The organism is Erwinia sp. MYb416 (assembly GCF_037479575.1).
Taxonomy (GTDB): Bacteria; Pseudomonadota; Gammaproteobacteria; order Enterobacterales; family Enterobacteriaceae; genus Erwinia; species Erwinia rhapontici.
This window is the reverse complement of sequence record NZ_JBBGYT010000349.1, coordinates 136,974-159,806: the sequence shown is the minus strand read 5'-3', so window position 1 is coordinate 159,806 and position 22,833 is coordinate 136,974. Positions and strand designations below refer to the sequence as shown.

The following is a 22,833-nucleotide window of genomic DNA, read 5'->3' as shown; positions in this document are numbered from 1 at the left end:
GGGCTGGAATTAACCGCCCAGGCAGTTGTTCGGGCTGGTGCTGAAAAAATGCTGCGCTATTCAGCTCACCCTCGGGCTTGTAAACCCAGCAGGCCGGTCGTGCAGCAGCATTGCCAGTTTAATGAGGCTTGCTCAACATACAAGCAGTCCGGCGAAGCTTCCCTTGTCTGCGCAGCGGCCCGGCTACAGTGAGGGCACGGCACTCCATGCCCGCCGGCTTACGACCAGAGGGCGTACGACAGCTCAGAAGCGGAGCGGAGCGACTTCCTTGTATAATCAGCCACACAGAACAGACTTGTTCTGTAAGTTAAAACCGGGGCAAGGCAGGCCGGCGACTTCCTTTGGCCAGTGAGCCAGTGAAAAAGATAATTGCCGCGTTGCCTCTCTTTTCAGTGTATGACCGAAGGGTATCTGTGGCCCCGCACACCGGTGAGCCTGAATTTACAAGGTAGGTCAGCTGAACTTAACGAGGAAAAGCTATGACTGTGTATCTTGGAATTGATATTGCCAGTAAGAAGTTTGATGCAGCTGAACTCTGTGACGGGGGTTACAGGTGTAAGGCATTTGAAAACACCCCTGCTGGATTTACAGCACTATATAAGTGGCTTAATGCGGACAGCATTCCGGACATTCATGTATGTCTTGAAGCAACCGGTAACTATGGTACTGCGCTTGCGACTTTTCTGTATGAAAACAACCTGAAAGTCAGTGTTGTTAATCCGTCAAGAATCAAAGGATTCGCGGCTTCTGAACTTTCCAGAACTAAGACAGATAAAGCAGACTCCAGACTGATAGCACGTTTCTGTAAAGCTGCGGAGCCAGACCTGTGGAGGCCCGTACCCACACCCGTCAAAAAACTTCAGGCTCTTGTGAGACGGATCGGTGCGCTGAATAGCATGCTCAGAATGGAATGCAACCGTCGTGAGATTGCAGATATTGACGCTCAGGAATCTGTTGAACGCATGATCAACCATTTAAAGATTGAGATTGAATCGGTGCGGCGGGCAATAAAAGACCACATCAGCAATAATCCTGAGCTAAAAAGGCAGGACGACCTCCTGCAGTCTGTTCCGGGTATCGGTGCTGTTTCAGCCAGCTTGATATTGTCCTTTATGGCAGGTAAAAAGTTCGCAAAAGCTAAGGAAGTGACCGCTTTTCTGGGACTGAATCCCCGTCATCGCCAGTCCGGAACGTCAGTCCGGGGTAAGACTCGCATGTCTAAGATGGGGGATGCCAAACTCCGGTGCGCCCTTTATATGCCAGCGCTGGTCGCACTTAAATATAATCCGGATATCCGTGCGTTTGGACAACGTCTTCTGCTTGCGGGTAAGCCAAGGATGCTGGTCGTGGGAGCAGTAATGCGTAAACTCATCCATATCATTTTCGGAGTACTTAAGTCGGGAACAGCTTTCAGTTCTCGCATAGAGTTGAAGCCTGCTGTCAGTTAGTGATTTAGAACAGCTGAGAGATATGTATCAGGCAAGGTCTGATTAACTCCAGTTGGTTAACGGGCTGCTGTGTGCCAGAAGCGGACAGTTTGAAAAATAACTGTGCTACCTAGCAACAGGTACATAGTAGTTTCTGTTTTTATAAATTTTACAGCCCTGCAATGATTCTATGGACAAAAGTAGGTTAGACACAAACCATCCAAAATGGATATGATTACTGTGTTAGCAAAAACTCATGGTTATCACGGAGGGCTATTAAGTGCTTGATTATTTATCAAAGCTTCCTTTACCGGCTGAGCAAATACCTCAGGGTTTAAAGGATCTATTATTTGTTGAAGACAATTCTAACCCCCAGCGAGAAGTTACTGTAACCCATCGGTACGAAAGAAATAAATATCAAGATGATTATGATTACACTCATATGATCATGGCCGTAGTTCCTGAGGATGATGTCGCAAATCTAAGTGTGTTACGTGAATCCTGTGAAGGTGTCGTCACATTTTCCACGCAGGACTGCACAGAGAAAGGTGGGGCTTGGGGTACAGATGTATCTATCTCCGGTTATGGGTATATTGTAGCTTCTTGGGGATCAAGTCTTCACTACTCCTTTTTTTTGGCCGAAGATGTCTGGATGAAACTGGGATTGAAACCAAGGCTCATAGGGGATGATGAACAAAAAGTAATTTTTGATGAGGTTTCTTCTCCATCATATGGAGTCGCACAAGGAGATGTCTCAAGCGAATATTATTTCAAAAGCAACAAAGATGTTAAATGGACGATGAGGAATGATTACCTCAGAAAATATTTATGGATGAAAGGTTGTATTGGAGTAAAAGTTTTCTTCTTCGAAGCCTATATCGAACGAACTAAAGAGGTACTCGAACTCTTATCAGGTTCTAATCACTTTAGAATCGAACTTCCTTGGATTGAATTTGAAATAGTTGATCATACAGATAGGATATTGCTTCAAGCATGGGGAACTGTTCAATCTGTTCAGCCAGAGCTTTGCTTTGAATTAGACGTCAACACATTAGTATGGCCCGGTCACAAGTCACCGATGACAATGTCACGAGCTACCGATTATCGTAGTGGCGAATACGTATATGTTGATGATGCTTTTCTTACTAAATATGAGAAAGATAAGACATACGAAGCCATTCCATTTTTTGATGGTAATCAATATCATGCAGACCCTAGCTATGGCGGGCAATGGGCATTTAGAGACTGTGTCAGAGTCGGTAGAAACTTAGTGAAAATACCTTTTTATGAGCTTTACCGAGGAGTTCCAGAAAAGGAAATATATCATGCGTTTGATTATGCGAAAGACCAAAGCCTTATTGATACTAATTCATTAGATGATGAGCATATTGTTTCTAAGACTTTTAGATTTGCTAGAGAATTAGCTGAGCTTAATGAAAACCTAGTATCTCTAGGTAGAGTTTTAGATGTTCCCCTGTCGAGTTCTGATATTTTTGAATATAACAGAGATGAACTTGATGATGAAGGCATTAGAAACTATCCTGTACTGCAAAAGCTTGCTCATGTAGCCTCAATCGATATGCAAGAGCAAGATTTCCTGGCTAGATGCAAGACTATAAACGAGATCATTAATAAGATTAAAACTGGTTCATTAAAGAAATTAAGTATTGCTATGGGTGTAAAGGCTAAGGATATTGAAAGATTGCAAACGCTAAAATTATTGCAAGGAATATTAAACCTTACACGGATTGTTAATGAACAAAATGAAGAGCAATCCGCGCTAAAACATGCCAATGAACTTGCAAATTATAATTCATCCAATCATACGTTAGCAGCTCTATTTATAAATAATGACTTGAGGAACGCTGAAGCTCATGAAGCAGTCAATAAATCCATTGAACATTTAGCTAGTCTTGGTTTTGATAGTGCAACTTTGGCATCAGGTTATAGCCATGCTTTAGATTTTATATTTGATCAAGTCATTGAGAGCTTGAAGAATTTTAATGCAACTTTAAATGAAGTCCTGCATTAATGTTAAAGTGCAACATAAGCTTTAGATTATATTCTAAAGATTTTTATTGAGTTAATATTTAAACAAGTAATTTTTATGTCTTCTGGAATCTTTGTGCAGATAAAAGGGTCGTTAGTAATACATTCAATAGTTGCGGGCTAATTGCCAATGTCCGCTTCTCGCTCAAAGCAGACCTTCACTTTACCTATACCTCGAAAGTGCCCTTTTTAATCCTGATCTCCGCTTGCAGGTTAAGAGGGTATCTTTTACCAGACAGGCCAGATGGTTGTTGGTTAAGCAGACTGGAGATGCGCCAGCAGGCGCAGTTTAAGAGGAGCAACGCGACGTCATTTAACAGATGCGGTGGTACCTGACCACTCTGAACATGCCTGAAAATGCGACATGTGTATTCATCCAGTGTTTTGTAATCATGATCCTGATGGTAATTTCAGGCAGTCCATCAACGCGAGGTATCCAGTGAAAATCAATGCAGAAAGAGTCCGGGAAATCTATATCGCAGCCGGCGCACCATTTACCGGGGAAGATATTAAAGATGTTGTTCAGGCCAGCAACGCCAACGCGGCTGAAGGAATGGACGGGCTTACCGCTGAAGGATGGGCCAACCGGTTCGCGGAAGAAGATGCCTATGATGCCCGGCACCCGCGTCCTGTTTTGATTTATTAACGCACCGGCTCCCCCCCCCTTATCGGTCGGGCCTGTAAAGAACCGGAGATCACTGTGTCCTGCCGGACGGGCAGGCACGGAACCTCCAGCGAAAGAATTTCACCGGAAATTCCGTACCGTGGAGGCAAGGAAGGATGCTGATATAATTACTAATTCAGTAAAAAAAATTATTACCCCAACGCTCGCCACAGCTCAGGCTGAGGCGTACCGCAGCGCAGCGAGGAACGAACAGTCGGGGCGAGGAAGCATCAGTTAACCAGAGTCACAGGGAGCACGGTCACTCTTCTTCCTCCCTCTTTCAGTCAGGCTTTTGTTTCTTCCCGTTGTACGTCAGTAAAAAACCGGCAGCAATCATCAGAGCCCACACCAGCTGCAGCACCACTTTTACGACGATGCCCGGATCACGAAGAAACAGTAGCGGCACAATCATGATGCTGCTCCCCAATAGCAGGAACTCCCCGATATTCTTTCGTCGGGCCGGGGTGAGTTTATCGGCCCCTGTAATACGAAAAAATCGTGTTTTAAGGCTCTGCAACATCTGTCAGCCTCCTTATCCCAGCAATTTGTTAAGATTTTTCCGTGCGAGGGCCATGTCCCCTGCCCCTTCACCGGGTTCCGCCGACACCAGGGGTGTGGCATGGCCTGGGGTGCCGGAAATCAGCGCCGCCACTACTTCCTTGATTTCCGCCTCATCCGGTTTCCATCCCGTTGTCTGACGGATCATTGCCACAAGTTGTCCTGCTGTCATATTCCCATCAAACAGCGTTGCTATCAGCAGGGGAAGCCGCTTGTCTACCTGCTGCAATGCGCATCCGGCGATCACCGCGTTGCGAAGGAAATCTCCCCGGGTTCGCTGCGAGACAGATTCGATAACGTCCATAGCCAGACTGTCTGCCTGCTCTTCAGGGTGCATGTAGAGCGTAAATTTCCTTCTTTCGGACACGTGTACTCCTTAATTTTTAAAATGGGCCATTTCTCTTGCCAGCGCTGTCTGCGGATCGTGAATAACCATGATGCGTTCGGGGGCAAGGTTCCATGCGTTTCTGATGGCAGGCTCAATAAGCAATGCCCCACCGCCGACCAGAAACACGCGGTTAACGTTACGCCAGCGGGCAAGGTCGCTCACGACCCGGGCGCTAAGGCTGGCGATCTCCGCTTCAATAGCTGTCACTACGCTATCGACCTTAGTGGCATCGTTGATGACCTGGTTAAGAAATACGCGGTCAGTGCGCTGCCGTACGACAGTATCCGCCACAAACGGGCTGGTTTCACTTCCTGCCGAACGCAGCGCGTTCATGGCGGCCCTGGTCACCATCGATACCCCGATACCGGGATTTCCGTGTATAGCACTCACGTCTTCAAACTGCCCGACCAACACGCCTGCATCAAGCGTGGTGCCTCCGAGGTCCACAACCAGTGAAGTTTCAAGCGGCCCGACCTTCAGCATGGCCAGCTGGCTAAAAACTGCCGGTAGCGACTCCGGCATCACGCTTACAGAAGAGACAGTAAAGGTTTTACCACGGTTGAGTACCAGCGGTCGCAGCAGGTTCTCTTTCTTACGACGGATGTTGTCTTCATTCCTCTGGCAGTCTCCATCGTAGAACTCACTGACCGGCAGCGTCACCGTCAGGCTGACCTCCTGCGGTGTGAGTCTGGAGTTAAGCAGCGCATGATGAACAGCAAGCAGGTTCATATCGCCGTACTGATACTCGACGTTCGTGGTGCTGATCGCCTCATGGCTGACGTTGTCAGCCGTGTACTTCATGCCGTTGACCTGGTAGTTGAACGCCGGAACTGCGCCCATACCTTCGACTTTCCAGCCAGCACGGAAGGAGTTTGCCGAGACCGTGGTGTTCAACATCTCATCATCAAACCAGGCAAGCTTTACATTAGTAGAACCGTCGTCGCAACAGATATGTTTCATGGCAAACCTTATAAAGACTCAAAATGAGTATATATAGTAACGCAAATATTGCAACGAGCAACTATAATTACTCAATTTGAGTATATAAAAAGACTCAAAACGACACACCAAGTTAATCTGTCGCTTTTGCCCATGCAATGACCGTCAGGATTTGAACAATATTTTTCTCTGCAATCTTCGCTAGGTAAGGCGGTTTTGAAGATTAGGCACGGAGAATGGTCTGGCTCTTTCTGGATTAATTGGAACCAGTAATATACTGTATATGAATACAGCATGATGAGTATACAACATGAAATCACTACACTTCTTTACTCCAGAATCCGGCCAATCACCTATGCCGATTCCTCTTTTTTCCGAAAAATACCCAGCCGGTTTCCCAAGCTCCGCCCAGGACTATGTTGATGATATGCTGGCCAAGCTGCGCAACGTGTATGGAGATTTGTGATATGCCTTTACAGAGAGAACTGTGGAATCCAAGGGGACTGGATGCAGCGGTTGAAAGCGCGCCTGATGACCGATACGGATTTAATAATATTGCCGACAATGTCTCACGTTCCATTCTTTCACTTCCTCAGGATTCCTCCAATGTGATTGGCATTGAGGGGGCATGGGGATCGGGTAAAACAAGTCTCCTGAACCTGATACTGAAAAGCCTTAATCAGAAAAAAGATGACCACACACATGTTCTTCATATTTCCCCCTGGCTAAGCGGCGGCGGCCCGGTCGCAGGGCTGTTTCTTCCGGTTGCAACAATCATCCAGCAGGAAACGGAAAAACAACATCCCCCGACGGGCTTCAAAAAACTCTGCCGTAAATATCTGCTGTCACCAGAAGCTCAGAAAGTGATTGAGTATGCTCAGGCTACCTCATCCCGCGTACTCCCGCTGGTTGAGTATATTGGCCAGTTTTCCCGCCTCGTTAATGGAATAGCCGGAGGGCTTAAAGCGCTTTCAGAGAGTCGTCTGTCGGTGGATCAGAAAACGAGCACAAAACTTAGGGAAGACATAGCGAGACAGCTGATTAGTCTTGATCTTAAATTTATCGTCGTAATGGATGACCTGGATCGTCTCGAACCTTCCCAAGTAGCTGAAGTTTTCAGGCTAGTTCGCGCTGTAGCCGATCTTCCACACTTCACTCATATTCTCTGCTATGACAGAAACATCATCACTCATGCAGTAGAAAATGCCCTGAAAATCGAAGATGGAAACCACTATCTTCAGAAGATTATTCAGCTCAACTTCAAGATACCTCGCCCCGAATCTTTTGATTTACGGTATGAATTCCGCCAGCGGGCTGAGGCTTTGTATCAAAAAATTAATAATCAACCGCCAGATTCAGTAATGGCAAGAGCTCTCGCTGCGGTTACTGATACCTATGGTGCTGCACTTTCGACACCAAGAGAGATCCATCAGGCCATTAACTCCCTTATTTTTCTTTATCCCGGTATGCGGGATTTTGTCTATTTTCCGGATTTGTGCCTGCTTCAGCTTATCCGGGTCACGAACCCTGGTCTCTATGACTGGACAGAGCACTACCTGACTGAACGGGCAATCGTTGAAACCGGCCAGGGGGCGCTAGCCGAAGGAGAAGAGGAAGTTTTTCGGCAGGAACTGAAAGCCCTGATGAAAATGTTCAGGGCGTCTAGTGCAAGTTCATTCACTGCACTCGCAGAGTGGATACCGGGTATCAGTGGATACGATGATGAACACATCAATCTCTTCGGGTGCGTAAGTGAAGATTTCAGTCATGTCAGGACGACCGATAAACGGCTAAGCAGTCTGACACACTGGCGATATTATTTTGCATTTTCGTCGCCTCAGAATGTGCTGCCGCCGGAGTTTTTCGATCAACTTTTTGCGCTGGCTGGCATACCAGGAAAACAGCAACAACTTTCTGAAGAACTTTTGTCAAAAATTAACAGTGTTGGTAGCGTTACAGGTACATGGTTCGAGCATGTTTTGAGCAGGCTGACACCCAGCTTAATCCAGGAAAGAAATTTTGAAGAATGTGCTGGGCTCGTAAGTTTCTTTTTCAATTATACCGATGCCGTCAGTGCACGATTTCGGGCCCGTAACACATGGTTTTCCTTGCAGGAAACGGGCATTAATCAGGTTGTCAGGCACATACTGAGGCGTATGCTGGATATTGATGAAGCCAGAGCGATTGCAACACTGGATACGCTAGTTACCAATGGCGCTTCACCCTTCTGGGTAGCTGCTTTTATCCGGGATCTTATCTGGGAACATGGTCTTGCGCAGAATGCCGCATCTCCCCTTTCAGAAAGATTGATGAGTCGTGATAACACGGAAGAGTTGCGTGACAGATTTGCAGACCGGATGAATCAACAAGAAATGCGGAGCCAACTGCTCTCGCACCAGTCACTTCTGGGGTATCTGTACGCGTGGAAAGAAATGAGTTCGATGGAAACAGTGAAAGAGTGGGTCAGGGAGGTTTCTTCCAGTGAACAGGAACTTTTTGACCTGTTAATGCGATTAAGAACCACAGTTTTCAGCTCTGACAGAGGGGCATATCGTCGGATTGACCGCGAGCAAGTAAGTCCGTTCTTTGATGACTGGCAATCAGTAGAACAAAAAATCAGGTTTAAACTTTCTGGGAGCGAGCTGACGCCTGAAATGGAGGAACTGAAAAGCGCTATGGATAATAAAGACTGATCTCATATAAAAGGCCTAAAAGCGGCCTTTCTCTTATAGATAAAGCAGAATCAGGCGCTAAATGCTTTTTCCTTGTCAAGCGGAACCCCAGCATATGCCAGTTCGTTCAGCAATTTTCGCTTCCAGCCCCCGTATTCATCAAGCTCGGTATACAGCACGCCGGCAAGATCGGAAGGTATTTCAACGTTACCCTTCTTGAGCACCAGTACTTTTCCGCGGCCGAGCTTTCCGGCGAAGTACCCCAGCTCATACAGGACGTTCTGACGCGCACGGAGCCGCATATTTTCAGATGCTACCGCACTACCTGCATCATCGGGCGTCATCAGCACAATTGCGAAACTGGCATCTCCTGACTCAGATTCAAATTTCTCAATAACTGTTCTTGACCCATCAGGACGTTCAGAAAGGATGATTTCCTCGAGGCCTATCCGGGATATAAAACGCGCAACAGACTGAAGAGCATCGTTATCATGACCATGAACAATGAAAATTTTACGCGAAACCGGGCGTAACACTAAAGGTACAGGATCGGCTTCATTTTCTACATATTGCTGATAATCACGGACGAAAGGGACTAATAATGATGAGGTAAATTTACGGACTGACTCAATAATCCTACGATCGTAGAAAAATGTGTGACAAAAATTAAAGGAAAAATTGTTATCGGCAGCCATTTTATCGATCAACAGAAGCTTCAGGCCCAAAATATCGCCTGGCTCTTCCGGCCACTGAAGTACTGCAGAACCAGCCATGCTGGATTCACTTTCACTACTTTTGGAAATAAAAGTTTCAAGATCAATTTTTTTTGTAAGACGCTTATTTACTTCTTGCAATGCATCGGATTTCAGCAGGCGGGACAGTTGTTTAAGTGGCTGCGGGTAGTTCTGAATATCAGCACGCTGTAAATCGAATACGCAATTTTTAAGTGACTGAAAGATATCAATCGTCATATTGTTCGCTCTCCTGCCTTAGCTGTTCGGCACTATCCAGAATATGCTGACGCAGATTTTCTTTCATGCTCTCAATTATTGAAGTAACCATGGGATTGTTTACGTAGCGCGAAGAACGTTCGTCCACCATGCTGTTGGCTTCCTGAATCGCGTTTTCGATGCTGGCAGGATCGTTAGCATCGAAATGGACATCATAACTACCGTTTAATGCTTCAGTAGCATCCTCAACTTCTTTTAACTGCTTCTGTAACTTGTCTATGCCTGTAATTTTAACACTCATAACTACCTCCCAAATAGCGAGATACCTGAACCGCTATTGATAGCATATTGAGGGACTAGGTACGTCGATAGCCGCCAAAAAAACACTAAATAATTAAGTTCTGCTTATGTACTTTTCCGGATGTTCAGGACGAAAGAAACAAAGGATATGTACATAATAGTGGATTACTGGGAAAAATAATGATGGGATGACTCTTGGGTTCTGCTACGCCTGAGAGGAATTTTACGAGATGGATAAAAAGGTTTGGGACAGCTGAATTTGATGCAGATTATCCTAACGGCCATAATTAGCAAAGGTCGGAGCCCACGTTTAGAAAACTAAAAATTCAATAATAAGATCATACAACCTGCCTATGGCCCCCAAAATAAACGGTGTATTATAAGTCAACTCCAGCGCGTTTTTCTTTCGAGTTGCATCCATCGACTGAGCTAGAAGTTAAAATTTTTTTAATACCACAATGATGGGCATTCTAGCTACTAATACGCAGCTAGAATGCAACATTACGTTACCGCTGCCGGAGCTAGTGCCTGAGGAATGGCTGTGATTGCTTATGAGTCATCCCTCTTAAGTTTTTCTATCTCAACTAACTCTCTTGGATGGGATCGGGAAAATTGGCACCAATCAGCATTCGAATCCGTGAAAGGCGCTTCTCTGAGCGTTTAAGGATCAGGCCCTGGAGGATAAACACATGAATGACCGCCGCATATATCAGCATTTGCAGCAGCAGATATAGCACATCACCACTCACTGCAGTAGTTATGTTATTCCGCAAGCTATTTTCAAACCACAATTCTAGCAACTGCCATTCGGTATACGCCAAGAGTGCGAGAAAAAAAACAGTGAATAAAATACATCCTAACATTGTATTCCGGCGTCGTGCTGAGCTACTGAACGCAGCAGCGTACTGCACAACCGGACGCTTATCCTCCACCGAAATGTCAAACACATTCAGTATCCTCCGTCCGGATGAAACCAGCTGGATGATTTCCAGTGAATGGCTGCACGGGAGTACCACCTGCAGAAATGCCCAGGAAATTGGGCGGATGCTGTGAAGGCGTGCCACACATGACTCCACCAGATAGGCACAAGGTTCCTCTTTTCCCAATTCACGGGACAGCGTATCCATCAGCACTAACTTATTCTTATCTCCATTTTGGCGATAAGTCAGGATAGGAATGATATTAGCAGCAATCAACGTGATAACAGAGATCGGCAACAACAGCATCACTTTTAGAATAATATCCCACACGAAAAATACTCCGCTCAATCATCGAATATTATTCATATCAGAAATTGCAGTACCTTGCAGCAGCCAGTAGCTCATGCTCAAAATGAGTAGTTGCACGATCAGTGAAGGATTAGCCAAGGAGAACCATTCAGACAGATTAAGTTGGAGTAATCGTTAAGGTGAGGGAGAACAGAATATACAACCCAAACGACTAAAATATATGATGAACAGCCCCTCTATTGTGGGATCCCTCAGATTACACACTCAGCTATGCATTTCTACTTTTGAGCAGAAAAAGGGGACAACTGACAGAATGAAAGCCGCCATATGCGACCTTCCTAAGAAAGCACCCTTTGTTAAAGGTACTCAGTGCCGGCATATTGTCATTGCAGTCGCACTGAAGCACGAAGTGATTCTCTTTCATTTCACTGATAAGGCTCAGAGCGATATCTTTCTCTTTATCAGTAAAGTGCCTGAGCCGACCAAATACGTTAAATACAGCATCGCACTCTTCGCTACTCAGCAGTCGTTCATACTGAACTTTTGATGACTTCTTTGTTATTAATTTCATTGAGCGTTCTATCGTTCACCGGCGGGGAGATTTCAATGTGAAATTCTATAATAAAACTGTTTAAAAACATGAGGATGACCATGAAACATACCTGGAGAAGAAAACCTTTCGCCATGCTAATGATCTTAGATTTTGGTCAAAAATGAGATTAAGCCCGGAGATTTCACATTGAAATCCCCGTGGAAAAAATCAGTAAATCAGTGAGTTAGGAATGAAATTTTGCTGGAGAACTTTTATTTATTCAGGTGATCTGTCAGTACTTTTCCAATAGCTTCATCCAGCGCGCTCTGAACGTCAGGCGCCAGACGGTTAAATTCATAACTGAACGTTCGCCCTTTTGTCTTCTTGCGTGCAAATCGGTTTTTATCACTAAACTGCCATAATGTCGTGGTAACCGTCTTATCCCTGGATGAAGGTGTGCCCATAACCAGTGCTTCTTTACGGATTTCCGCAATCAGTTTGTTTTTAACTTCATCATCAGCAAGTGACTCATCGGTACGGATCTCTTTCAGCACATCAGCGAGGTTTGAAAGAAGCTCTGCCTGACCGACTCCTTTACCCGCGAGGAGTTCTTCTGTAGCCAGAAGCGTTTTATAGTCGGAAAATGACAAAGCCGCCTGTACCGGAAACACGGACAGGAGATCGGTTGAAACGCTCGCCGCCTGGAGCGCACGGGTCACCGTAGCCTGGGAAAGGTTTTCAGATTCTGCAATTTCTTTCTGAGACAACCCGGAGGACTTCAGAGTTTGTAAACGAAGACCCACCTCACGAATATTATGCTCACGTGCAGTCTGAATGTCCTTCGCCAGTGCGCGTGCCTCTGCCGGAGTCAGGGTATCGTCAGTAACAAGGACATCCAGACCACACCTGATAATCAACGCAGATGCACGGCGGCGTGAGCCATCCAGAATCTCAATTCCCTGTTCATTACGAGTGCCAATGGCCGGGAAAAATTGCTGTAGTCCAAGAGTTCGTGTGATGTCCTTCAGTGATTCCGGTGTCAGAGCAGACTGGTCACGTCCGTTGTTTTCCTGCACCACGTATGTTGTCGCTTCAACGTCGGATGCGGATACTGTTGTTCGGGTAAAGAGGACTTTTCTGCCAGAGGACAGGGTGAAAATCTGCTGAAACTCTTCGGCTGATTCTTCGCTTCTCAGGACAGGTGCACTGAACGTTCGTCCAATCGTGTGGCGTGGTTTACTCATCTTAAACCTCAGTTAATCCGTAAAAATTCAAGTCGGTCAAACGCTGCTTTGGCAAAGTCTTCAGCTGCTGAACGAGCGTTTTTAAGCGCCTCACTACTGCCTACATAGGTGGAGGGGTTAGCAGAAATTACCGTATCAAAGGACTCTCCACACCGTTCAAAACCATCAAGACGCGGAAGAGCTGCATCAAGCATGTCACCGCCAAATATCTCTTTAGCCAGGCTGTGGCACATTTTGTGATCCGCCTTATTGGACAGCTTTGACATGAAGCCAATGTTAGCCCGCAGGCGACATTCACACCCTGACGACTCGATAATGCTCACAAGCTCAGGTAACCTGGTCAGGTATTTGAGAGTGGAGTGAAAGTCAACCTGGGCAGGGGGAATTGGCGTCATCAACACATCGGCTGCGGCAATCGCATTATTCAGGAACGCATCAAGATGAGGACCGCTGTCGATAAAGATCAGGTCATAGTCGGTCTTCAGTTTGTTGATGATGTTGTCGCGCAGAACAGCGTGCGGATTCTGGCCCGGGAGATGTTCGCGGCACAGCGATTCCCATCCTGATGCGATAAATGCATCGTCGATTGAGGCAGGGATAACATCAACACCGGGTACAACGGACTGCACTACAAACTCATTCAGAAGCTCTTCACGGGACACGTTCTGAAGCATTGCCTGTGCGGAGGTTGTCTCCACCATGCCCACGGCTCTGGTGTGATTAAGAAACATCGTTGCCGAAGACTGCGGGTCAAGATCCACAACCAGAATGCGCAGATCCTCAAAAAGAAGATGTGGATGAGCACGCATACCATGAGCCAGGGACACGGTTGAAACGGTCTTCGATACACCCCCTTTGAGATTCCCGACAAATACCGTTAACGCTTCAGAATGCCTGTCACGGTATTTTGAAACCCCCCGGTGATGGTATATATCAATGATGTTCTGGATATTCATGGCATATTTTGTTGAGGAGCCTGCTGAGCGTTTATCAAAGATATAGCCTTTTTCCTCCATTTCACTGACCGCGTAGTCGACGTTAGCACGTGTCAGCTTAGGGAGCTTTGACAGGGCTGCTTTTGCGTAAACCTGGAAGTAAACGTCTTCGTGCAGTTCCTGTTTCTGTACCTGGATCTGCTCTGTCAGGGCGGTCAGCATTTTACCTGCACGAACCGCTATCTTTTCAGACTGATGTGATGCAGAACTCATAAAATAAACCTTTTATGTAGAATATCGACATTAACTCAATAATCCTGCATGTGGAATTAAAAATCAACATAAATGTGGGAAATATGTTCACAGCGGCGTAACGGGTTGATCCGCTCGTATTATCCATCTCTGATGGTGAAGTGTTCTGAAGACTAACCTGAGAGAGGGGCATAAATTTTTTATGGCCCTTTCTCAGGTTGAACAAGCCGCAGGCGCGTTAGTTGTTGTGTCAACTGGGAAGTTATCCACATATACAGGTCTTATTTTTAAAGAGATCTTTTTATATTGTTTTTAAAACCTTTTTAGGGCCTCCTGAGGCCAGGGCTGACGCGGCCTGACAGCGTGCCCGAGTGACAAAATGCCCTGATACTGTGACACTCTGCCCTCAATTCGTGGGTTTACTGTGACAGTTAACCCTCAAACCTGTGACAAACTGCCCTGAAAAATCAGTAAAAACACAGAGTTATTGACAAGAGTTTTTTGCCGTGACAACCTGATTGCATGTCACAACTGCGGAGCATACGACACCCGATGACCTCAGAAATATTAGTCGCTGATAAACCCCGGAAAGTGGGACAGCGCATCGTACAGTCAAACGAATTGACTGAGGCTGCCTACAGCCTTTCAAGAGATCAGAAACGTATGCTCTATCTGTTTGTCGATCAGATCCGCAGGACAGAAACACCTGACAGCGAGGATTTTCATGACGGCAAGTGCGAAATTGCCGTTTCGCATTATGCGAAAACCTTCGGACTGACCTCGGCTGAGGCGAGTAAGGATATCCGAAACGCCCTGAAAAACTTCGTCGGGAAAGAGGTTGTGTTCTACAAACCAGAGGAAGATCTGGGTGATGAGAAGGGATATGAGTCTTTTCCCTGGTTCATCAAGCGCGCACACAGCCCGGCAAGGGGCGTATACAGCGTCCACCTTAATCCTTACCTTATCCCTTACTTCGTCGGATTACAGAATCGGTTCACTCAGTTCCGCCTGGGAGAAACCCGCGAGATAACCAGCCCTTATGCCATGCGCCTGTATGAATCTCTGTGTCAGTACAGAGGGAATCTGACGTATGGAACCGTTATTCTCGGGATAGAGTGGATGATTGAACGCTACCAGCTGCCACAAAGCTACACCCGTATGCCTGATTTCCGTCGTCGTTTTCTGGTACCAGTTGTGGACGAGATTAATCGTCGTACCCCGCTAAGCGTCAGTTATGTTGAAAAAAAATCAGGACGGCTGACAACGCACGTTGTTTTTTCGTTCACTGAAGTGTGACATCCGGCCCTCTGGTTTATCAGCGCTGTCGAAACCCCCTGACAGTCCGTGCACTTGCCACGGTAATTGAGATCTCATTCCCCTGACTGTTCCTCTCCGGTGCTTCCCGTTCCCAGGGCAGATTGTCACATCTGATGGAACGACAATTGCCATTACCACTTTTGATTGCCTGAAACGTTCACCCGCAGTCTGACACTCTTGTGTTCTGGTACTGAGGGCTGTTTGTCACACCCGATGACAGAATTGGCCAGTTAAAGGGCAGATTGTCACGCATGCCCATTGTTCACTGAGAAGAGGGCAAATTGTCACATAAATCTTTGTTGAGGAACGCTGAGCCGTTCTGAGCATCCTGTCTCAGTACGCTCAGTTAACCTATACGCGATGTGAAGCGTTATTCGCCATCAAGCCATTTCCTGCCCTCTGACCTGCACTGAGGGCAGATCGTCACACCATGAAGGGCGCCAGTATTCAGGGCAGATTGTCACACTTTTCGCTGACCCAATATCCGGGGCAGATTGTCACACCAGTGATTCAGTAAGTACGGCGAGAATTTATCATGCAGGCTCTGCGCTCTGAGGGTGATTTGTCACCCTTTAAAGGCATAATAAGGAGTGACGGTGTCACTCCTTATCGAGGGTGATTTGTCACGTTTACATTATCTGCACTGGTATTGATGCCTCTATAAAGATAATGAGGGCAGATTGTCACAGCCCTTAACTCGCCGATACCTGTGGTTGAGCACCGTTGAGGGCAGTCTGTCACAGATTAATCAAACCGGTTGTTGTCAGGATAGTCCCCGGATGAAAGAGAAGGGAAACGACACCGGTCATCACATCAAAAGGAAATACGGGCAATGGAACCGACGGTCATCATAACGCCTCTGGTTACGCTCGCAGGGGTATGGCTGGGTGCACGCTACACGCTGCGCAATGAAATCATAAAGAAGTCTATTGAACTACGGGCAGGCCGTATTGAGCAGCTGGCGGCAGAGTGCGAAGAATGCCTGACGGGGCTTATTAATCATGTAGGTATGCTCGCCAGTATGCTGGATTCAGAGTTCACCATAGTCCGCACGCTGAACAGCCCCAGAAAAGGCGTTGTCGCTGTCGGTGAGTTAAATGAACTGGCTACGAGGCTTGAGGGAAGCCCGTGGAAGCTGGACGCTGACAGGTTGAGTCAGTGCCGGCAGAAACTGGCCTTTCACCGTTCAGACGATCTTTATCTCTGGGCGGGAACGGTGGGTAAGGCGCTGAAAGATATCAATCAGTTTTTTATGGTTACCATGCCGGGAGAGCAGGTCAGAGACATGCGGAGCGTGGAGAGATCGAAAGAGGAGGCCCTGGCGTTCGCAGGGCAGCTGCGTCTGTACGTACGTGAAATCGATTCGTTAAGAAATACGCTGTCCGACAGCCTGGCACGGGAATACCATCAGCTGACGCGCCCCGCTGAACCCGCCACCTTACGCCGGTGCTTCCGCTCTGCTGTAAACCGCCTGCGGCACTTCTTCTCGTGAGCCGGAGAACTACGGCGCGGGGGGCAGGGAGCGCAGCACCGCCGCCGCATCAGGGCCATCGCCGGTGAACGTTACTGCCAGCGATCCGGCGAGCTCAAGTGCAAACACCCGGGTATAGACCTCAATCGAGCGCGCATCCTTGTGGCCAGCGAGTGACTGGATCACCTTCAGCGGCTGCCGGTGGTAAAGCATGTGCATGATGTACGAATGGCGGAACGTATGCGGCGTCACCGGGATGGAAAAATGTACTCCATCGGCCGCTGCCCGGCTGACCGCCGCCTTCAGCCAGTTGCGCATGGTTTCGTCGGTAGCCGACCACAGCGGCTCACGCCGTTTCGGTCGTTCGGTGGCCATCCAGCTCAGAACCTGATGCACATAGCTCCGATCGGTGAGCGGGACCAGGCGTACGGCATCCTTAGGCGGGCGCCCGCGCCGGCTCCGGACCTTTTCTGAGAGGATGCGCACAAACGGTCGCGGCCCGTCCAGCACGAACGACTCCGGCTGAAGGCTGCAGGCTTCCCCGATGCGTGCGCCGGTGTTCCACAGGGTGCTGAACAGAAAGTGGTGTTTCCGGTCGGGCATGTAGTGGAGCAGCGCGCTCACCTCCGGCGCCAGCAGGTAGAAGGGGGTCACCCCGTTTGACGTTGCCATCCGCCTCAGGGCGATAGCCATCGAAAAATCCACGCCCGGCGCAATGCTGAGGGCACTGATGCGTTCTGGTAAATTCTGCAGGGCAACGGGGTTCATTATCATAAAGTTTTCACGTAGCGCGATCTGTGAGTTTATGCGGTCATTTTCCCGCAGCCGGACGTCTGGTGCCAGCGCAATAAATCGCGCCGGGAGGATCCGGAATTTGGTTTTACCCACAGTATGGCGGGTAATCCAAAGGCGGTAAAGGATCCTTTTTCGTCCCAAAATGCCATGAACCCTTGCGCGGCGCGGCCTGAAGGGGCGATCGACATATTTGGTATAAAAGGGGTAAAGCCAGGCGTGTCGGATTACAGCCTAATTGGTCGGTTCATAATCAGGAACATCCGGCTGCTGACTCTAGCCAAAAATCAATACAGTCCAGAACTGGAAGTTTCTCATCTTTCCAGAGACTAAGAATTACTTCCGGCAGAGGCATATCATATCCACTGATATTCTTCCTTAAGATGTTTCAGGGACCTCAGAAATCTCTAAATTTCTGTAGCTAATATGTCGTAAATTTATATTTCCAAACATTTCAAAGTAAATATAATTTCTCTTCGTTAAAACAGGTTCTTTCAGTGCTGATGCACCTACCTGTTAGATAGAAGGAAGAATGGATACTTCAGTACAGCATTATAGTATTTTTAGATGAATGCTCAGGCAGTGCTAATGGGTCATCAACATCCTCACCATGATTCTCATGGTAAATAAACCGCATTAAATAAACCCTATATTTTTATAAACGATCTACATTATCATTTAACTTCTATGAAAACGCAGATTTGAAATGAAAAACAGACAGTAATTAGTTTATATTTTTGTGACTCGCTATTTTCAAAAGGAGATCATGACATCTATTAATTACCGAATGTGGATCTGACTTTCGGTTATGTTCGAGAAAACGAAGGCAGGTCAGTGCAATCGTATCTGCGGCTGGCGATGAACAAACGGAAGCAGGTATATCGTCTAACGGATAAATTCTGGGCGTTGACGATACTGACCCGGTTTCCCTCTTTACCGCGGCTACCCACTGGCTGGATGAAATCGGCATTACTAATCTTGATGTACGTGAGTCGCCTCGCCTTTCTCAGCCACTTAATTATTTCCCCGTGGTACAACGTGAGGTAAAAGTGACGCTTGCCGCGCTCAGGCAGCGACATGGACTTAAAGCGGCATCAGGATTAAGTGAAAATCAGAATGGCTGGCACACTGAAGGCAGGAAAAAGAAAATGGATACTGCGCAACTCGACTTATTCAGACGCCTGCCCGGGTTGTTGCTAAGACAACAACCATTCAGTTCGACACTTCATCGTGCATAAGAAGTGATTAGCTCATGATTGTACCGTTCAGGGATCAGGTCGCTCTGCTTATCGGCGACATCTCCAGCCTTGGCTATGCCTGCACGAAGGCACTGGCGGCTGAAATAGCTGGCATGGTGATGACTATCACTGCCAGGCGCTATCCGCCGAAGCGCTGGCCGCAAAGGTGAGGGCAGAGGGGCCGCTGTTAAGGACAGCGGTGACGTGTCAAAAGAGTCTGAAGTGGAGCGGATTTTTCCAGGACCGTTAACGAATTTGGCAAGCTGGATATCATTGTGATCAAATCCTGCCTGAAGGAAGATGCCCCTGCAGGTGAGATTGAGGCTCGCAGACTCAAATGGCGTGCTCAACATCAATCTCACAGGGCTGTTCCTGTACGCGCATACTGCTCTGCAACAATTTCGGCGGTGAGCCGAGCCCTCTGGAAGATTACTCACACGAACTTGTTGCATCAGCTCATTCCGTGGGCAGACACGTCACTTTGAGCCTTAAAAGGCGCGGGAGATATGCTGATGCACACGCAGGCACACGAGCTGGCCGAATAGCGAATACGTGTCAATACGGTGCCACTGGCGTAATTAACACCGCTATCATTCAGGAAAGCCCCCTTGGCGAAACCGGCAGAAAGTTGATGACACTAATTAAACTCCCCCCTCAATATGAAGCTGAATCTACATCCCTGTGGAATATTCCTTATGATTGCCGATAACACTTTAGTGAATGTACCTTCGTCGTCACTACCAGGAAAAAAAATGTTCCGTAAACTATTAAAACAAAAAGCTAACGTACCTCAGGCAACGCCTTTAGTCATGTTCCCTACTGAACATCAGGGACTATCTGAGCCGGAAAAGACCATTGATGACATGCTCCGTGCTGTTCCTGAACTAATCAGGGAAGGTTAATGGGTTATGGAAGGGCCAGAATTTTCTGCCACTACATCCCTTCATTTGTCGGCTAAGGCCCAGGACCTCCTGGGCCTTTCACAAGGAGTCAGTTCCCGTGAAACCACCATGACTACCTTCATGAGCGAAGAAGATAAACCAAACTTCCGCAATTTTATTCGTAACGTAGTCAGTCTCGACAGCAACGACGTTCATCTTTTCACGTGCAGACTCAGAACGGCGGATCGGCGCAGTGAGTGGTTCATCATCAGGGCAAAGTATTATCCTCAGGAGGTCCTGTCACGCATTACCGGAACGCTGGAAAATATCAGCGAAGGGGTTGAACAGGCAAACCGCTTTGACGTTGTTTCCACGCGTTTCGATTTGTCCAGGGAGATGCTGAATGACGGCCTCTGGGACCTTGATATTATGAACGGTGATCCCATGGAGCCGCGCAACGTGTTCTGGTGGTCACCACAGTTCAGAAATCTGTTGGGGTATGAGACGGTCGAGGAGTTTCCTGACGTGATGGACAGCTGGTCCTCCAGGCTACATCCGGATGATAAACAAAATGCGCTGGAATCCTTTGTCCGCCACCTGCTCGATAGGAGCGGTAAAACAGGTTTCGATATTGAATACCGGTTGAAACTTCGTAATGGGGAATACCGGTGGTTTCAGGCGCGCGGCCAAACCAGACGTGCAGCCGATGGAACTCCACTTCGCGCAGTTGGAGCTTTGATTGACATTCAGAATCGCAAAGATCGGCTGGCGCATGAGAAAAAGGAGGAGCGTCGCCTTGCGCAGACAGGAGAAACGGCTAACGAAATAGGAAAGCTGGTCGCTGAAAATGGCGACATTGCTGCCCAGATAAAACTGATCTCCCTTAATGCCAGTATTGAAGCCGCAAGAGCGGGCAGTCACGGGCGTGGGTTTTCAGTGATTGCTAGTGAAATCCGTTCGCTGGCGGAAAGGACTGCCGATATTACCGGCCAAATATCCCGTCTCCAGATGCGCATCAAAAACTCAGCTGACGAAGCCGGCGATCGCTGACGTGATGCAGGAACGTTGATGCGCTTAATACGTGAGCGGCAGGCGTCCACGATCTGAACAGCAAAGTGAACAACATTTCTGATCCAGCTCGAAGGAGAGCAGGACGCCCACCTCGCACTCCAGGAGGCAGCTTTGCATGGCGATGCCGAACGCGGCAGCAAGGTTGCGCATCGCCACCGCGGCGCCGTAGTCAAAATAGCTTACCGATTGTCGGCACGGTTTACCCACTGACGTCGCTGTGCGCATTCTGTTAAAGTTCACGGGGTAAGTTGCACATTTTTTCATTCTCCATAGTGCAGGAATGTGGAGCGTATTCTCCCGCATCTTTAAGGGAAAAAACGACCGGAATAAATCAGAAGCGACGGATCCCTGGAGGATCCTCTTTTCCGGCTTTTCTTCGGTATACGATAACCTAGCCGCTGCAAATTCAAAATTGGGTTTAGTCGGGCCTTTGTACGTCTGGAAAGCCATTAACCAACTGAAGATAAGCGGAAAGTAAGAAAAGATAGGAGGACGGCGGTATGCAAGGCTCTCTGGGATGGATACCTGGTCAGGCTGTCATATAAAGGCCAGAGCTGTTCTCCCGGCTATCACGTATCTGTCCGGGGACGGTGGGATCCTGAGGTACTGACAATATCCCGGGTACCACCAACGGGGGTCTCACAGTTATAGAAGGAGAAATATTTTTAATTTTACTAAGTGAGATCTTCAGTTTTATGATGTCAATCAGCCGAGGCCAAATATGATTATAAAACCGGTATTTCTTTCAATAGCTCAACTGATGTGGAGAACTTATCGATAAATACAATTTCATCAGGGAAGGATATTATTTAGAAGATATGATAATATATTTTCGATAAAAGAGGGGGTTCGCAAGGGTTACGTAACATAGTTTAAATATAAAAATATTAAAAAAATTACATGAAGATAGTTAATATAGAATATAGCAAACAAATCGGTTGAAAAACCACAGTACTCATATATGGCTTCCCATATTAAAACAAATGTGACGATGGTAATAGCGATTAGATCGATGATTATTTTGAAACACCAAATCCTTGGTGGGAAATAGTTTCAAATAAATGGAGCAGGGGGGAGTTTATTCAAAAGGATAAATATGAAACTAAATACCCATGCTTTTCTTAATTAAAACTTCGTTTAAGTTATTTATCAGATTGCATATAACCTTTAGAGCAATAATCATACTTTGTAAATTGTAGTATAGGTCAGGGTCGTTTTTTCTTATATACGCAAGAAAAGCCTCATCGGCTAATATTTTAGAAGCCTCAATATGTAGGTCGCGCAGATGATTGCAGTTATTTATATAAATATCCATCGATGAATAAATCTTGCCGGACATTTGGTTGAATAAAACGATCATATGTTCGAAATTAAGAATTAACAGTTCATGTTTAGTGAGATATTCCTGATTTACCACGAGCTTTGAAACCTCTTGTAAAAATTAAATCCAAAATAAATAACTTTTTAACTACAAATGAAGGATATTTTTAGTTACATCAAATGCTAGAAAAAATCAAAGAATAATAAGCTCATCGATATTGATTAACATAATTACTGGTGTCAGTATATTTTACAATAGGTAACCAAAGATTTATTTTTAGAAACCTGCCTGTTTTATGCTGAACAGGCAGTAATATAAGATTTATGTAATTATTTAGACATGCTGTCTTTAGACATATTGTCTTTTGACATATTGTCTTTTGACATGCTGTCTTTTGACATGCTGTCTTTTGACATGCTGTCTTCTTTAGACATGTCAGTATGCTTTTTAACAGGCTTTTTCATATGATCCTTCGACATTTCACCTTCCTTCGACATACTGCTATGTTCCATAGAATCCTTCGCCATTGATTCTGCAGCATTGGCATTACAGAAAGCCATCAGCATGGATGTAGCAAATAAAGCAGATACTAATTTTTTCATT

General features: G+C 46.7%; 21 protein-coding genes. 11 read left to right on the top strand and 10 right to left on the bottom strand.

The genetic code is table 11. The features are described 5' to 3' along the window. The first annotated feature begins 479 nt into the window (after window positions 1-479). The 3 genes from WH277_RS04855 (at window position 480) to WH277_RS04845 (ending at window position 4,122) form a co-directional block, all read left to right on the top strand. Window positions 480-1,448 carry an IS110 family transposase gene (locus tag WH277_RS04855; RefSeq protein WP_339504688.1) on the top strand — a complete coding sequence of 323 codons (969 nt, stop codon included), beginning with the start codon at window positions 480-482 and terminating at the stop codon, window positions 1,446-1,448. Between the two features lie 259 nt (window positions 1,449-1,707). Beyond that, entirely contained in the window at window positions 1,708-3,459 is a 1,752-nt protein-coding gene (locus tag WH277_RS04850; RefSeq protein ID WP_339504686.1) for a hypothetical protein, read from the top strand. 456 nt (window positions 3,460-3,915) lie between these two features. Then, entirely contained in the window at window positions 3,916-4,122 is a 207-nt protein-coding gene (locus WH277_RS04845) for a hypothetical protein (RefSeq protein ID WP_339504684.1), read from the top strand. A 298-nt stretch (window positions 4,123-4,420) separates the two neighbouring features. Here WH277_RS04845 and WH277_RS04840 read toward each other — a convergent pair whose 3' ends face one another. Genes WH277_RS04840 through parM form a run of 3 tightly spaced genes read right to left on the bottom strand, consistent with a single transcriptional unit; the run spans window position 4,421 to window position 6,046 of the window. Beyond that, the gene (locus tag WH277_RS04840; protein ID WP_339504682.1) at window positions 4,421-4,660 is read right to left on the bottom strand and encodes a hypothetical protein; all 240 of its coding nucleotides are present in this window, start codon (window positions 4,658-4,660) and stop codon (window positions 4,421-4,423) included. A 12-nt stretch (window positions 4,661-4,672) separates the two neighbouring features. After that, window positions 4,673-5,065, bottom strand: coding sequence for a plasmid partitioning/stability family protein (locus WH277_RS04835; RefSeq protein WP_339504680.1), 393 nt, complete (start codon window positions 5,063-5,065; stop codon window positions 4,673-4,675). A gap of 9 nt (window positions 5,066-5,074) precedes the next feature. Beyond that, on the bottom strand, window positions 5,075-6,046 hold the full coding sequence (gene parM / locus WH277_RS04830; protein ID WP_339504678.1) for a plasmid segregation protein ParM domain-containing protein: 972 nt from the start codon (window positions 6,044-6,046) through the stop codon (window positions 5,075-5,077). Window positions 6,047-6,335: 289 nt separating this feature from the next. Between parM and WH277_RS04825 the strand changes: the two genes are divergently transcribed. Both WH277_RS04825 and WH277_RS04820 read left to right on the top strand, forming a co-directional pair. Then, window positions 6,336-6,491 carry a hypothetical protein gene (locus tag WH277_RS04825; protein ID WP_339504677.1) on the top strand — a complete coding sequence of 52 codons (156 nt, stop codon included), beginning with the start codon at window positions 6,336-6,338 and terminating at the stop codon, window positions 6,489-6,491. A gap of 1 nt (window position 6,492) precedes the next feature. Further along, a complete protein-coding gene (locus WH277_RS04820; RefSeq protein ID WP_339504675.1) occupies window positions 6,493-8,718 on the top strand; it encodes a KAP family P-loop NTPase fold protein in 2,226 nt (741 codons plus the stop codon). Between the two features lie 50 nt (window positions 8,719-8,768). On the opposite strand, the gene WH277_RS04815 is transcribed toward WH277_RS04820, so the two are convergent. The 3 genes from WH277_RS04815 to WH277_RS04805 form a co-directional block, all read right to left on the bottom strand. Further along, entirely contained in the window at window positions 8,769-9,668 is a 900-nt protein-coding gene (locus tag WH277_RS04815) for a nucleotide-binding protein (protein WP_339504673.1), read from the bottom strand. Continuing rightward, on the bottom strand, window positions 9,658-9,948 hold the full coding sequence (locus tag WH277_RS04810; RefSeq protein WP_339504671.1) for a hypothetical protein: 291 nt from the start codon (window positions 9,946-9,948) through the stop codon (window positions 9,658-9,660). Before WH277_RS04810 ends, WH277_RS04815 begins: the two co-directional genes overlap by 11 nt. A 583-nt stretch (window positions 9,949-10,531) precedes the next feature. Further along, window positions 10,532-11,197, bottom strand: a complete 666-nt coding sequence (locus WH277_RS04805; protein ID WP_339504670.1) for a hypothetical protein — start codon at window positions 11,195-11,197, stop codon at window positions 10,532-10,534. A 292-nt stretch (window positions 11,198-11,489) separates the two neighbouring features. On the opposite strand from WH277_RS04805, the gene WH277_RS04800 reads away from it, so the two are divergent. After that, window positions 11,490-11,723 carry a hypothetical protein gene (locus tag WH277_RS04800; protein ID WP_339504668.1) on the top strand — a complete coding sequence of 78 codons (234 nt, stop codon included), beginning with the start codon at window positions 11,490-11,492 and terminating at the stop codon, window positions 11,721-11,723. Window positions 11,724-11,980: 257 nt separating this feature from the next. On the opposite strand, the gene WH277_RS04795 is transcribed toward WH277_RS04800, so the two are convergent. Both WH277_RS04795 and WH277_RS04790 read right to left on the bottom strand, forming a co-directional pair. Then, window positions 11,981-12,952 (bottom strand): ParB family protein, encoded by a 972-nt coding sequence (locus WH277_RS04795; RefSeq protein WP_339504667.1) that lies wholly within the window; start codon window positions 12,950-12,952, stop codon window positions 11,981-11,983. Between the two features lie 8 nt (window positions 12,953-12,960). Then, on the bottom strand, window positions 12,961-14,160 hold the full coding sequence (locus WH277_RS04790; RefSeq protein WP_339504665.1) for an AAA family ATPase: 1,200 nt from the start codon (window positions 14,158-14,160) through the stop codon (window positions 12,961-12,963). A gap of 531 nt (window positions 14,161-14,691) precedes the next feature. Here WH277_RS04790 and repE point away from each other — a divergent pair. After that, on the top strand, window positions 14,692-15,435 hold the full coding sequence (repE, locus tag WH277_RS04785) for a replication initiation protein RepE (protein WP_212816189.1): 744 nt from the start codon (window positions 14,692-14,694) through the stop codon (window positions 15,433-15,435). Between the two features lie 853 nt (window positions 15,436-16,288). Further along, window positions 16,289-16,948: a hypothetical protein gene (locus tag WH277_RS04780; RefSeq protein WP_339504662.1), complete on the top strand. Its 660-nt coding sequence runs from the start codon at window positions 16,289-16,291 to the stop codon at window positions 16,946-16,948. A 9-nt stretch (window positions 16,949-16,957) separates the two neighbouring features. Here WH277_RS04780 and WH277_RS04775 read toward each other — a convergent pair whose 3' ends face one another. Next, entirely contained in the window at window positions 16,958-17,695 is a 738-nt protein-coding gene (locus tag WH277_RS04775; RefSeq protein ID WP_445235310.1) for a tyrosine-type recombinase/integrase, read from the bottom strand. Between the two features lie 1,276 nt (window positions 17,696-18,971). Between WH277_RS04775 and WH277_RS04770 the strand changes: the two genes are divergently transcribed. From WH277_RS04770 to WH277_RS04760, 3 genes are all read left to right on the top strand, one after another. Then, window positions 18,972-19,127 carry a hypothetical protein gene (locus WH277_RS04770; RefSeq protein WP_339504660.1) on the top strand — a complete coding sequence of 52 codons (156 nt, stop codon included), beginning with the start codon at window positions 18,972-18,974 and terminating at the stop codon, window positions 19,125-19,127. A 525-nt stretch (window positions 19,128-19,652) separates the two neighbouring features. Further along, window positions 19,653-19,859, top strand: a complete 207-nt coding sequence (locus WH277_RS04765) for a hypothetical protein (RefSeq protein WP_339504658.1) — start codon at window positions 19,653-19,655, stop codon at window positions 19,857-19,859. A gap of 120 nt (window positions 19,860-19,979) precedes the next feature. Then, entirely contained in the window at window positions 19,980-20,888 is a 909-nt protein-coding gene (locus WH277_RS04760; protein ID WP_339504656.1) for a methyl-accepting chemotaxis protein, read from the top strand. A gap of 1,671 nt (window positions 20,889-22,559) precedes the next feature. On the opposite strand, the gene WH277_RS04755 is transcribed toward WH277_RS04760, so the two are convergent. After that, window positions 22,560-22,832: a pentapeptide MXKDX repeat protein gene (locus tag WH277_RS04755; protein WP_339504655.1), complete on the bottom strand. Its 273-nt coding sequence runs from the start codon at window positions 22,830-22,832 to the stop codon at window positions 22,560-22,562. Between the last annotated feature and the right edge of the window lies 1 nt (window position 22,833).